Here is a 12662-nt window from a genome sequence, read left to right as displayed (position 1 = left end):
GTTGCAGACGGTGCGGGATGAGGAACGAGCCGGGCCCCAATGCGGTTCATCGTTGAATGGAAACCTATGTCCTCGTCGTCGCCGGGTTCGGTGTCCTGGTGCTTCTGACGGCATGGCTGCCGATGGTGCTCCGGGCCCTTCCTCTGTCCCTGCCCATCTGCTGCGTCGGGATCGGGGCCGCACTGTCCGCCATCCCGGCTGTAGCCGCCATCACACCCCATCCGAGCCTGCATCTGAAGCTCATCGAGCATGCGACCGAGGCGGTCGTCGTCATCTCGTTGATGGGCGCGGGCCTCAAGATCGACCGGCTCATCGGCTGGAAGCGCTGGGCTGTGACGTGGCGCCTGCTCGGCATCGCCATGCCGCTGACCATCCTCGCCCTGACGGCTTTGGCATCGACCCTGCTGGGACTCGGTCTTGCCGCCGCGCTTCTGCTGGGTTCATCCCTGGCACCCACCGATCCGGTCCTCGCGTCCGACGTTCAGGTCGGTCACCCGGCCGAGGATCACGAGGACGAGCCGCGGTTCGCCCTGACTTCCGAGGCCGGGCTCAACGACGGCCTCGCCTTCCCCTTCGTGAACCTCGCCATCGCGCTCGCCGCAGGCGGCGGCTTGGCCGGCCTGTCCTGGTCGCACTGGTTCGCGGTGGACGTCTTGTGGAAGATCGCCGTGGGTGCCGTGCTGGGCGCGATCATCGGCCGGGCCCTCGGCTGGCTGACCTTTCACCTCCCGAACCTGTCGAAGCTGTCCCGAACTGGAGACGGCTTCGTGGCCCTGGGTGTGACCTGCCTCGCCTACGGCATCGTCGAAGCCGCAGACGGCTACGGCTTCATCGGCGTGTTCGCCGCGGCCCTGGCCCTTCGCTCATCGAGCCGGGGCCATGGTTATCATCGCAAGATGCACGACTACGCCGAGGAACTCGAACGCCTCCTGATGATGGTGCTCCTCGTCGGCTTCGGCGCCGTGCTCGTCGGCGGCGGCTTACTCAAGGCTCTCACCTGGCAAGCCGCTCTGTTTGCCCTGATCGCCCTTCTGGTCGTCCGTCCTCTGAGCGGATGGATCGGCATGCTGGGCAGCGACCGAGCCCTTGAGGAGCGCGCAGTCGTGAGCTTCTTCGGCATCCGGGGGCTCGGGACCGTCTACTATCTCGCCTTTGCCTGCGGACAGGCCACGTTCGAGCGCGCGGACCTTCTCTGGGCCACAGCCGGCCTGACGGTTCTGATCTCGATCCTGATGCATGGCGTCACCGTCACGCCGACGCTGCGTTTGGTAGACCGAAGGATGGGACGGGGGACGGAGAGCTCACAGCTCGGCTTGGTGTTCACGGCACCCCCACCCTGAAGCGGCCTCGGAACCAAACCGTTTCCCGAGCCCTCCAGTCATGAACCGCGCCGGGTTTTCCGGAGGCTCCAACGCCCGGGAGATTGGAGCCAGGACGCCGAATATTACGCCCGTTCGCCGAGGTTCGCGAGCGGGCGGTCCGGCCGGTCCGGGAGCATGAGGGCGAGCACGGCTCGCAATGGGCTGCATCCGGTCGGTCGACGCATCGACGGCCCACGCCCATGCGGCGCGGTCGGCCGATCCGGAGCAACTGCCGGCCCGGACCAAGCGGGACGCGCTGTGGCGCGCGGCACGATGGCCCGGCCGATGCGGGGGAGGGGCCTGACCGGCGTCGTCCGACGGCGCAGGATCCGCACCACCGGTCCCGATCCGGCGGGGCCTCGTCTGCTTCTCCGCCCGCGGGTCGCAGCGATCCTTGGACGCTATCAGTTTCGCCACTCTCGAACGGGTCGATCGGTTCTACCACCGGCGGCGGCTCGAACTGGTCGACCTCCGGGAAACACGGCGTGGCTCAGAAGGAACGGAGCTTTGAGCGTTTGGCCCGTCGGCTAAAGCGCCGAGGGGCCGCGAATCCAACGCGGCAGCTCTTCGCCCACACCCGGCATTCGATCAGGGCACGCAGACGCGCCGACGCGGTTCCGGACCGGCAACAGCAGGCGAGCTCCTTGCATCCTGTGATCCGAGGCTTGCTGTTGCACGGCCGGAGCGCCGGGCCGTGTCGGTCACCGGATCGGCACGATCATGCGGAAATGGAGACCGGCATCGTCGATGGTCCGCTGGAACTGACCGGCCAAGCTGCGTTCGATGGTCTGCGTGAGGAGCCGCGATCCAAAGCCGGTGCCGTCGGCCTTGGCGGTTCCTGACGGAGCCGCGCCTTCGGTCCAGTCGAGGGTCAGGGCGTGATCGACGACACGTCCGACCAGGTTCAGGGTGCCTCCGTTGGCGAGCGCGCCATACTTGGCCGAATTGGTGGCGAGTTCGTGGAAGATCATCGCGTAGTCGTCGACCCTGTCGGGGGCCGCCACGGCGGCGTCCTCGATATCGACCGCGATGTTGGCGCCCTGCAGGTACGGCGACAGGATACGCGCGGCGAGGTCACGCAGCCGCACGTCGCCCTGCTCGAGCCCGTGCGACCGCGTCGCCAGGGTGGTCGCCTCGTGTAGGACGTGGAACCGCCGCGACAAATCCTCGGCGAAGCTGGCGGTGGACTCGGCCTCCCGGGCTACGATGTTGGTCAGCGCGCGGGCGACGGTGAACATGTTCGATACCCGGTGCGCCAGTTCCAGGGTCATCAGCCGCTCGGCGTCCTCGGCACGCTTGCGGTCGGTGATGTCGAGGAAGATGGCCTGGATCCACGCGCCGACCCGGCCCTCGTCCCCGCCGATGCCGCGGGCAGAGATCCAGCGGACGTCCGGGTCTTCCCCGATGCGGAAGTCGAAACTGTAGGCCTTCGGGCTGGTCGCGCTCGCGAACCAGTCGAGCATCATCTTGGGTCTGTCCTCGGCATTCACCTTGGCGAACAACGCGTCGATGCTCACCACCGGCTCCGTGGTGCCCCAGAAGGCCATGCAGAGTCCGTCGAGCCGGGCGAGGCGCGCCTCCGGGGCCCAAGCCCACATCCCGACGCCGCCCCGGTGGATGGCCGCGGTGAAGCTGGCGAGCGTCCATTCGTCGCCAGTCAGATCCGTGCCCTCGACCATGCTGCTTCCCAAACCGCACCTGAAGTTCTTGGCAGGCGCATCGTTACCGTGACGGTACGAAACGCTGCCCCGCGGCCTTTGCTCCGGACCCGATCACGCCCGTCGAACCGGAGTCACAGGTCGCCCTTCCTGGGATCCACCAGCCGTCCGTCCGCGACACGCGTCGTGAAACCACGGGCGTCGAAATAAGCCAGCACCGGCATGGTCATGTTCCGACTGATCCCCGTCGCCTCGCGGAAGCGGCCGACCGTCAGGAGCGCCTGCGGATGGTCCGCCGCCACCGCGCATGCTCGCGCCGTCAACTCGGCAAGGACGCCCGGCAGCACGTAGTAATGCCCGGATATGCGCCGCAGCCATCCGAGCCGGCCGAACCTGTCGAGATGCGGCCGCAGGGTTTCCGGCTCCCGACCCACCTGTTCCGCGAGGTCCGCGAGGCGCGGTTGATCGAGACCAGCCGCCTCCAGGCGGATCCTGACCGCCTCGTAGAGGGCGGCCTCCGGCGGGGCTAGGCGGACTTCGTGGCCGGGCAGGTGGTAGAGATGCTCCCGCCGAAGAATACGGGCGTCCATGAGCAGCCGATCGAGGGCAACCCGCAGAGCGGGACGCTCCGGCAGCGCCACATGCGCGCCGATCTCCTCGGCCGACAGGCCGGGATTGTCCGGCTCCGACCGGTGTGCGGCGTCGAGACGAGCGACCACGGTTTCGCCGAGTGCTGCGATCCGCGCGCCGGCGTATCCCCGTAATCCGGCCGGCCCCGCTATCGCGACGACGCCGTGCGCGCGCGTCAAGGCTTCCAGGGCGGGCCTCGGGATATTCCGCACGCGGGCGAAATGGTCGAGGTCGACTCCTGCCTCGCTCACGTCGAGGAGGCTGGTGAGCGCCGCAGCATGATCCGGCGTGTCCAGCGCCGCGACCACCGCGCGTCGCCCCGGCGCCCAGGCTCCCCGGCGGGCTCCCTCGATGTCGATGACCCGGCCGCCGCCGAGCGTGCGGGCGGCGGACGCGTCGCGTAGCACAAAGCGGTCCCCGTGCAGCGCGCCGAGGCTGCCGTCGAGGGCGATCCGTGCGTGCGCCGCCGCGCCGGGCTCGACCGCGATTCCGGGTGACAGGAGCACCCGTCCGGTCACGGACGCAGCCCCATGATGAATGTGGACGGGCGTGCGGTGACGCAGCGGACGCGCCTCGCCCGGCAAGACGCGGAGCGCTACGTCGAGATGGCTGGCGGGGCCGTGAAGCTGCGGCGCCAGGATCCAGTCACCCCGGTGGATACCCGCGCGGGACAGGCGGGGACCGGACAGGTTGAGGGCGCAGCGCTGACCGGCCTCCGCGACATCACACGGTTCGTTGCCGGCGCGCAGGCCCCGCACCCGCGCCTCGAACCCGCTGGGGGATACGACGAGATGATCGCCGACCCGGACGGCGCCGGCATGGATCGCCCCCGTGACGACGAGGCCGGCGCCGACGACGGTGAAACAGCGGTCGACCGCGAGCCGGAACTCTGTCCCGGCGGCCCCAGGGGACGGGCTGGCTGCAGCCTCTTCCAGGTACCGGGCAAGGTCGGCGATGCCGGTCCCGCGCAGCGCCGAGCAGGCGATCATGGGCGCTTTGACGGGCGCTTGGAGCGGCGCGTTGCCGGGTGCGTGCGCGAGGCCGGTGCCGGAGAGCGCGACGCGGACCTGCGCCTCGACTTCGGACAGGCGACGGTCGTCGACCCGATCGCTCTTGGTGATGGCGACGACCGCCCGGCGCAGGCCGAGCAAGTCGAGGATCGCGATGTGCTCGCGGGTCTGAGGCATCACGCCGTCGTCGGCTGCGACGACGATCAGCGCGAAGTCGACGCCCGTGGCGCCGGCCACCATCGTACGCACCAGCCGCTCGTGACCAGGCACGTCCACGAAGCCGACGGTTCGGGTCCCAAGACGCGTGTAGGCGAAGCCCAGATCGACGGTTATGCCGCGGGCCTTCTCCTCCGGCAGACGGTCGGCGTCGATCCCGGTGAGCGCCTTCACCAGAGCCGTCTTGCCGTGGTCGATATGGCCGGCGGTGACGACGATCACGCTGTGCTCGCTCCGGATCAGAACACTTTCCTGGGGTGGCGGCGCAGGAAGCCCCGCGCCGCCTGCCGCTTCAACCCTTGATCCGGGTCTCGGCAAGCTCCGACATGCAGGTGTCGTAGGGCGTGAACGCCACGCGGTCCGACACGGCGAACAGCGTGTAGGGCGCGTACAGGAACAGGGCCTTGGCCTGGTCCTGCAGGTAGCGCTCGACCGCCCGCACCACCTCCTCCTGCTGCGGCTCGTGCGGCGTGTGCAGAAGCTTGTCGTAGAGGGCGTCGAAGTCCGGATCCTCCGGACCCTGGCGCAGGGTCGCGTCCTTCCCGAAGAACTCGCGGTGGACGCAGGCCACCGGATATTGCGGCGTCCAGTCGAAGTACCATTCGAGCTTGACGTCGAACTCCTCCGGCGGCTCCTCCTTGGCACTGACGAACCGGCAGCCGAGCCCGATCTTCGCGAGGCACTGCCCGATCGCCGCGACCACGCCCTTCCAGGCCGGCGAGGCGACGAACACGAGCTCCCGCCCGCCGATCCCGGCAGCCTCGAGGGCGCGCTTGGCGGCCTCGGGATCGTGCGGGAACGGCTTCATCTCCGGATCCGCCCCGTAACGGCCGGGCTGGATGAATGCCGGGATGACCGTGCCGTAGCCGTGCGCGCCCTGGTGGAGCACGAACTCGCGGTCGATGGCGAGGTTCAAGGCCCGGCGGGCCTCCGGGTTGCGCCAGGGTGAGTCCGGACGATTCTCGTTGAAAACGCCCGTCAGGATCGTCTTCGCCTTCTTCGTCTGGATCTTTCCATGCTCGCTCGCCGGGAAGGCGTGCGCCTCGTCCGGTGTCAGATCGAAGACCACGTCGACCCGGCCGTCACCGGCCGCTACCGACTTGATGCCCTCCGCCTTGCCGATCACGTTGTCGTAGACGATCCGGACCGTCGGCTTGCGGTCGGGATTCCAGTAGGTCTCGTTGGGCTCCATGACCACGCGGTCGGAGCGCGAGTCGATCAGCGAGACGCCTTCGGTAAGCACGAACGGGCCAGTCCCCCACGGACCAGGCGCGTCGATCACTCACCAATGGCCTTCGGCCGATCCCGTCTTCGGGTCGACGAAACCCCATTCGTTCCAGAATCGTGTCGAGGGCAGATGCATGCCCCGCAGCTTCATCAGCGCTGCGGAGTCGCCGCCGGGGAAGCGCATCCGCACGGTCCGGTCGTCTACAACCTCGCAGGTGACGTCCCGGGCGAAATTAAGGAAGGCGCCCGGCGGGTGCGGGTTGGTCCATTCCTGGACCTTGTCGAAGCCGAGCTTGAACATGCCGGCGTTGAAGGGCTCGCCATCCTGATAGACGGCCTGCCGCATAGTGAGTTCGAGCGTCTCGCTGTCGAGCCAGCGCCAGGACTCCGCGAGGCTCGGCTGGCCGATGCCGTCGTGATCGACGCGGTTGGCCTCCTCCATGGTGTTCCACGTGATGGAGAGCCAGTTGACCGGCGACGGATCGACCACCGTCACCGTGTTGTGGGGTCCAAAAGGCTGTCCGCCGACCGGATCCCCCGTCGCATGTGCGTCCATGTCTCCTCCTTGTTTCCATGCTCCGCATCACGTGCGGGCACCGTCCGGAACGGTTCGAGCCGGATCAGGAGAAAGATAGCGCGCTACCGCATTGCCCTCAATCGATCCGCTTATACCAGATGGCTGGATCGCCGCTCTGTAGAGGAGGGCAGGTCTCTTAGGCCGGTTTCCGGGTTCGCGCGCTTGGCCGATTCTGGCGGCCGCGATGTGACCGGGCTGAGAAGACGGCGACGGCTGTCCGCAGGGCCGACATGCGTCGGTAGGGGCGCGTACATGTTTCCGGCGACTCTTCTTCGGGACAGACCAACGGTTCTGGGCGAGCTTTCATCCCAACACAGAACTCGGGAAAGTGTCTCCGTCGGCTAGAGCGGCGTGGATCCGCTTTGGAGAAACCGATCGAAGCGACCACCATGAACAAATTTCGGTTCTCTCCACGGTAACCGTACCCCGCGGGGCTGAACTCGATCCCAGCGTCGAATAGTATATTTTGGCGTGCAACTCTGACTCTGATGCACTTTCGCTGCTCATCCAGGCCTTGGGCCAGCGATCGTGGCCGCACCACCTCAGCATAGCTGCCGCGGTCGCAGGGACTGATCTGGATCGAGGCGGTCTCCTTCAGCCAAGTCTGCCCGGCAGCCGACCGCGGCCCGGAAGAGGTCCATGACCACGATGTCGATGGGCTCCCCGGTGGCCGACGGGCCTTGGACCTCGCCGGTTTGTCTGCCCTGGAAACGCGGCCGCCCTCGACGACAGGCCACCACGCAGGTCTGCGGCAAGCGTGCGGATACCCGCGGGGCCGCGCACCTCGAAGTCGAGGCTCGGGTCGGGTCAACGAGATCAGGTGCGATGTTGCCATCCCACCGAATCTCGTTGCGGTCGCGGACGCTTCAAAAAAGGCGCGGACGAGCCGCGCCCTATCATCCATCATCAGCGCAGCGCGCCGGGCTCGTGGATCGGGCAGCGGTTGAAGCGCTCGCGGAACTCGGCCGAATGCCGGTAGGGGGCGTTGCGGGCGCGGTTCACGTTGCCGAGCGGCCGATGCGCGGCGAGCCCGGTCCAGACGCTGAAGCGCATCTCCTCATCAACCGCCTGGACCCTGTCCGGGTGCCAGCTGTCCTGCGGCTGGACACGGACGACGCCGACCCGCTGGAACGGTGCCTCGTCCTCCTTCCACTCCACTGTCGGATCTTCGACCGGCTGGCGTTCGAGGTCGCGGCAGAGTTGCACGCGGAACTCCCATTCCCCGGCGATGCCGGCCATCTCGGACTGGACCGTCTCGCGGATGGCGTTCGGGCGGCCGGAAGCGTCGATCTCGGTGCCGGTGAGGGCGGTCAGGGCCGGGGCGACGGGGACCAGCGAGAACTTCGCGATATAGTCGCCGTACCGGAACGGGGTCAGGCTGTTATAGGTCTCGCCGAGCGGATCGACGTTGGGGGCTCCGCCGAGGGAGCCGATGGTGGGGCTGTCGATACCGACCGCGTGGAGGGCCTTGTTGACCCCGCGCAGCACGGTGGAGGCGGCGACCTTCAGCCCCTCCACCCGGTCGGTCGTGCCGGCGAGAAGCTTCAGGCTGCCGAGGAATTTCTCGGCGTTCGGCGCCTGGAACACCGTGCCGTTGACCATGATGAAGTTCTGCGTTGTCCCCTCCGCATCCGGGAGACGCTCGCCTTCGACGTCGAGGACCTTCAAGGCAATGCCCCTGGGTAGGGAGACGGCGTCAGGCAGGATGTCACCGGCGTTGGTCGACATCCGCATGTAGACCTTGTGCTCGCCCGCTCGAGCGAACAGGCCCTGGGCCAATTCGGGGGGCAAGTCCGCATCGATCGTCAGCGTACCTTCGAGGATGCCGTGCGATTTGGCGTGGACCGAGCGCACCGCGTGCCCGGAATCCTCCGCGACCCTGGTCAGGATCTTGTCGAAGGCTGCGTTCAGCTGTTCGATGATCTGCCCTTCGTCTGGCCTCACCGCCTCGACATCGGGACTGTATCGCACGGGTGGTTGCACGGTCTGTCTCCTGCTGTCTCCTGGCGACGGCCGAGAGAGAACAGCCACGGGTAGCTGACGTTCCGGATTGCGCGACATTCAATCGCCCATGAACGAACTATGGAACGTCCGCCGGGCGGATGGCTTATCGGCGGCGCGGCTTGCCAATTCGCGCCGGAGCTATCGCCTTGCGCCTGCCTCCCATCCCCCCGAGTGAGCTCGTCAACAAGCAGCGCGATCTCTGCGACACGCTCAGGGCCGGCATCGCCAAGCAGTTCCAGGGATTCCAGACGGCCAGGGCGGACGGTGCGCTCCTCGGCCCGTTCAACCCCTGGCTCCACGAGCCGCGGATCGGCAGAGCGGTTTGGGAACTGACCGAGGCAGTTTCAGCCTGCGGCGCCCTGCCGGACAACGCACGACAGGTTGCCATCCTGGCCACTGGCGCCCGGTTCAAGGCCGCCTTCGAACTCTACGCCCATGTGAGGATCGCCCGCGACAAAGGCTTGGCCCCGGACAAGATCGCCACCATCACGGCCGGTCAGCGCCCCGCGGACCTCTCGCCCGACGAGGCGGCCGTTTACGACGCGGCCACCGCGCTCAACGCCGGCGGTGTGTTGCCGGGGCCTGTCTACGCCTGTGTCCAGGCGGCCTTCGGACCCCGGGGCATCGCCGAGTTGATCCAACTCGTCGGCCTCTACGCGATGGTGTGCACGACGCTCAACGGCTTCGACGTCCCCATCCCGGACCAGCAGGTCGATCCCGCGCCCTGACCGCGGCCTTCGTCAAACACTCCCAGAGGCGAGCCACACGCCGAGGAGACGCTCATGACCTACCTTCGCTATGCCCTCGACATCGAGACGCCGGCGCCGGACGAGCAGACGTCCATCGACGGCATCATCCAGGGGATGACCCAGCAATCGCAAGTCGTGGAGAAGCGCCAGCATCACGCGGTGCGCGCGAGCCACGCCAAGAGCTCGGCCTGCGTCGTCGGCGAGTTGGACATCCCGGAGGGCCTGCCGCCCGAACTCGCGCAGGGTCTGTTCGCCAGGCCGGGGACACACAAGGTAGCCGTGCGCTTCGCCCAGGGGCCGGGCGAGACTCTGGGCGACCGGGTGTCCACCCATCGCGGCATGTCGATCAAGGTGTTCGGAGTCCCGGGCGAGAAGCTGCCCGGCCACGACGTCGACACCCAGGACTTCGTGCTCGCGACCGGCACGACCTTTCCGTCCGGGACGGCAGCGGGTTTCCTGCGTGACGGCACGGTGATCGGCAAGGCGACCGGACTGCCCGAGGGTGTGAAGAGTGCGGTCGCCGCCACCGCACGCAACCTCAACCGGATGTTGCATGCCTTCGGCACGGAGAGTGCCATGGCCGACTTTCTCGGCCATCCCTACAGCCATCCGCTCGCCGACAGCGACTTCAGCCAAGCCCCGATGCGGTTTGGCGACTACGTCGCCAAGCTCGGCGCGGTCCCGGCTTCGCAGGCGCAGTGGGACTTGGCCGAATGGCGGCTCGACCCGCACGGTGACGAGGACGGTTTCCGCCATGCAGCCGCGGCGTTCTTCCGCGACCACGAAGTGGTCTACGAACTGAAGGCGCAGCTTTGGGCCGATGCCGAACGCCAGCCCATCGAGGATGCCTCGGTGGACTGGCCGGTTGCGATCAGCCCGTACCGCACGGTGGCGACGCTCCGGCTGCCGCGCCAGGATGCCTATTCCCCCGAGCGGGTACGCTACTTCGATGAGGTGATGACCTTTCGGCCCGCGCACAGCCTCTCGGAACACCGTCCGCTCGGTTCGGTGATGCGGGCACGGCTCCAGGTCTATCGGGCCCTCAGCGATTTCCGACATCGCGCGAACGGTGTCACCGCCGAGAACACGGCCACGCCGGACAGCATCCCGGCTTGAGCACTTGCCGCCATGCCGGAACGCGGGGTCGCGTCAGCAGTGAGTCTGCATTGAGAAGCATGGGTGCCTGAGTTGCTCATCCGCAAATCGGCGACCATTCGGTGGAGCTGGGTTCACCGAATACCTGCTTTCAGGATGCTTGCTTCTTCAACGGAATGACTGGGTTGCGTCGGGAGAGATCGTCCGCCTTTATGGCGAGCCTTTTCCGAACCAGGCATAACGCTCACAAACTGACTACGTCACGCCGGTAGGCCGGCGCGCGCAGGACTGTATGGTCCCGGAATGTGGTGTGACGGATCGAGCTTGAAGCGTTTGGGCTGTTTGGTCCAGACCTGAAGGACATGCTCGTAGGGCGTGAGGCCACAAAGGGTCTTCAGCCGACGGGCATGGTTGTAGGCGTCGACGAAGAGCTGCAGGTGCGCCCGGACCTGTTCGTGCGTGTCGTAGTGGTAGCGCTTGACCGTAGCGTCCTTAATGGTGCGGTTCATCCGCTCGACTTGACCGTTGGTCCAGGGATGGTTGGGCTTGGTCAGGCGATGCGCGATGCCGTGCTCATGGCAGACGCGGTCGAACATGTGCCGGATGTAGAGGGCAGTCGGGCCTGCGCGGTTGCGCGGGGCATGGCAGAATTGCACCCCGTTGTCGGTCAGCACCGTGTGGATCTTGTACGGCACGAACGCGACCAGCGCGCGGAGGAAGTCTGAAGCGGTGTCGCGGTTGGCCTCCGTCTCCAGCTTGGCGAAAGCCAACTTCGAGGTTCGGTCGATAGCCACAAACAGGTAGAGCTTGGCTTCCTCCGTCCTGACCTCGGCGATGTCGATGTGGACGTAGCCGATGGGGTAATCGGCAAAGCGCTTCCTCTTGGGCTTGTCGCCCTCCATCTCGGGCAGGCGGCTGATGCCGTGCCCCTCAAGGCAACGGTGCAGCGACGAGCGGGTCAGTTGCGGAATCGTGGGCTGCAGGCCGTAGAGGCAGTCGTCCAGCGGCAACAGGGTATGCCGGCGGAAGGCGACGATGGTCGCCTCGTCCTCCAGTGTCAGGACCGTCGACCGAGCTTCTTTCGGCCCCATGGCGGCATCGGCCGTCGACTGCCGTCCGCGCCATTTCTGGATCGTCGTCGGGCTGACGCCGTGGCGCTTGGCCGCCGCTCTCACACTCTCTTGACGTAGCTGTATTGCGCGACGGATCGCCTCCGTCGTGCGGGCGCTGCCGTGGAGAATTTGGCCCATAGCCCATCCCTCACCGCATGGTGGTCAACCGTACCACCACATCGCGGGATCAAACACCTAGCGGGAACACCTCCGCCTCGTAGAGCATCACCCCGTCTCGGGGCGACATCGGCGAAGAACGGCTGTCTTCGAGCCAGACGGTCGTTCACGTCCTGGTCGCTTGCGCACGATGACGTTGCGCGGCATCGCCAGCCCCTTCGTCACCGTCAGCACGCTGCTGCCATGTAAGCCCCAGCGCTCCGTAAACCGACCTTATGCGACGCTCGATTCGAGTTGGGAGCGTCCGTTTAGAGGGTGCCGTCACAGCCCGTTGAATGGCCGGGATAGGCGCAAGGGCGAACGACCGGTTTCGCGCGCGATGGCGGTCAAGTACGACGGAGACTGGCCGCAAGTGGAAGGTGTGCTTTGAGATAGATCTGCTGTAAAGGCAGACGGGCCCGTCACCAACCGACTGGCGCGCTGAGCGGCACATTAATTTCATTCAATGCAGTAAATCTGCAGATGTAATCCAATCATATTTCAAAGTTATCTAAGAATGTAAATTCTGAAAATATTCATAAGCCGATCTATTAAATTTTTCCATCTTGACCGAAATCGAAGATAGATCAAAACTCGACAAGAAAAAATAATGACTTGATTGGAAGCTCGATCGAGTCGTCGTTGCCTTGAATCCGACAAAAATCTCGCCAGACAAAATATTATATTTGGATTTACCAAAACTCAATATCCAGAGTTGTTTTATAGCATCAAGGTCGCTCAGATTCGGGGCAATTTTGAAATATACAAAGGTTGACAGCCTGTGGAATATCCCTCCCGGTTGCTCGCCCCGTCTACGTAACTTTCCGTTGCCCTTTTTCAGGGCCAGGCAACCTAAAATATGCAAAA

General features: G+C 66.1%; 7 protein-coding genes and 2 pseudogenes. 4 read left to right on the top strand and 5 right to left on the bottom strand.

From position 1 onward, the window contains the following. Nucleotides 1–56: 56 nt before the first annotated feature. On the top strand, nucleotides 57–1340 hold the full coding sequence (locus A3862_RS30015) for a cation:proton antiporter (protein ID WP_043755339.1): 1284 nt from the start codon (nucleotides 57–59) through the stop codon (nucleotides 1338–1340). 205 nt (nucleotides 1341–1545) lie between these two features. After that, nucleotides 1546–1715 (top strand): annotated as a pseudogene (locus tag A3862_RS32680) (IS3 family transposase); the annotation flags it as partial. A 347-nt stretch (nucleotides 1716–2062) separates the two neighbouring features. Here the strand turns inward: A3862_RS32680 and A3862_RS30005 are convergent. The 4 genes and pseudogenes from A3862_RS30005 to A3862_RS29985 all read right to left on the bottom strand — a co-directional run bounded on the left by A3862_RS30005 (nucleotide 2063) and on the right by A3862_RS29985 (nucleotide 8662). Beyond that, nucleotides 2063–3040 (bottom strand): HWE histidine kinase domain-containing protein, encoded by a 978-nt coding sequence (locus A3862_RS30005; protein ID WP_043755341.1) that lies wholly within the window; start codon nucleotides 3038–3040, stop codon nucleotides 2063–2065. 113 nt (nucleotides 3041–3153) lie between these two features. Then, a complete protein-coding gene (selB, locus tag A3862_RS30000; protein WP_043755343.1) occupies nucleotides 3154–5097 on the bottom strand; it encodes a selenocysteine-specific translation elongation factor in 1944 nt (647 codons plus the stop codon). 70 nt (nucleotides 5098–5167) lie between these two features. Next, a pseudogene (locus A3862_RS29995) lies at nucleotides 5168–6448 on the bottom strand (ABC transporter substrate-binding protein). Between the two features lie 1137 nt (nucleotides 6449–7585). Next, nucleotides 7586–8662 carry a catalase family protein gene (locus tag A3862_RS29985; RefSeq protein WP_164706413.1) on the bottom strand — a complete coding sequence of 359 codons (1077 nt, stop codon included), beginning with the start codon at nucleotides 8660–8662 and terminating at the stop codon, nucleotides 7586–7588. 167 nt (nucleotides 8663–8829) lie between these two features. Between A3862_RS29985 and A3862_RS29980 the strand changes: the two genes are divergently transcribed. Beyond that, nucleotides 8830–9411, top strand: coding sequence for a carboxymuconolactone decarboxylase family protein (locus tag A3862_RS29980; protein WP_111474281.1), 582 nt, complete (start codon nucleotides 8830–8832; stop codon nucleotides 9409–9411). Between the two features lie 54 nt (nucleotides 9412–9465). Then, the gene (locus A3862_RS29975) at nucleotides 9466–10548 is read left to right on the top strand and encodes a catalase family protein (RefSeq protein WP_111474280.1); all 1083 of its coding nucleotides are present in this window, start codon (nucleotides 9466–9468) and stop codon (nucleotides 10546–10548) included. Nucleotides 10549–10787: 239 nt separating this feature from the next. Here A3862_RS29975 and A3862_RS29970 read toward each other — a convergent pair whose 3' ends face one another. Next, on the bottom strand, nucleotides 10788–11777 hold the full coding sequence (locus tag A3862_RS29970) for an IS481 family transposase (RefSeq protein ID WP_111474279.1): 990 nt from the start codon (nucleotides 11775–11777) through the stop codon (nucleotides 10788–10790). Nucleotides 11778–12662 lie beyond the last annotated feature (885 nt).

The sequence above is a fragment of the Methylobacterium sp. XJLW genome (genome assembly GCF_003254375.1).
Lineage (GTDB): Bacteria > Pseudomonadota > Alphaproteobacteria > Rhizobiales > Beijerinckiaceae > Methylobacterium > Methylobacterium fujisawaense.
Note: the sequence above shows the minus strand (reverse complement) of the source record. Positions and strands in the feature narration are given on the sequence as shown.

What these genes read in the sequence shown, in the direction of transcription:
- A3862_RS30015 (WP_043755339.1), top strand. Translation starts at nt 57, where the DNA reads ATGGAAACCTATGTCCTCGTCGTCGCCGGGTTCGGTGTCCTGGTGCTT.
- A3862_RS30005 (WP_043755341.1), bottom strand. Translation starts at nt 3,040, where the DNA reads ATGGTCGAGGGCACGGATCTGACTGGCGACGAATGGACGCTCGCCAGC.
- A3862_RS29975 (WP_111474280.1), top strand. Translation starts at nt 9,466, where the DNA reads ATGACCTACCTTCGCTATGCCCTCGACATCGAGACGCCGGCGCCGGAC.
- A3862_RS29970 (WP_111474279.1), bottom strand. Translation starts at nt 11,777, where the DNA reads ATGGGCCAAATTCTCCACGGCAGCGCCCGCACGACGGAGGCGATCCGT.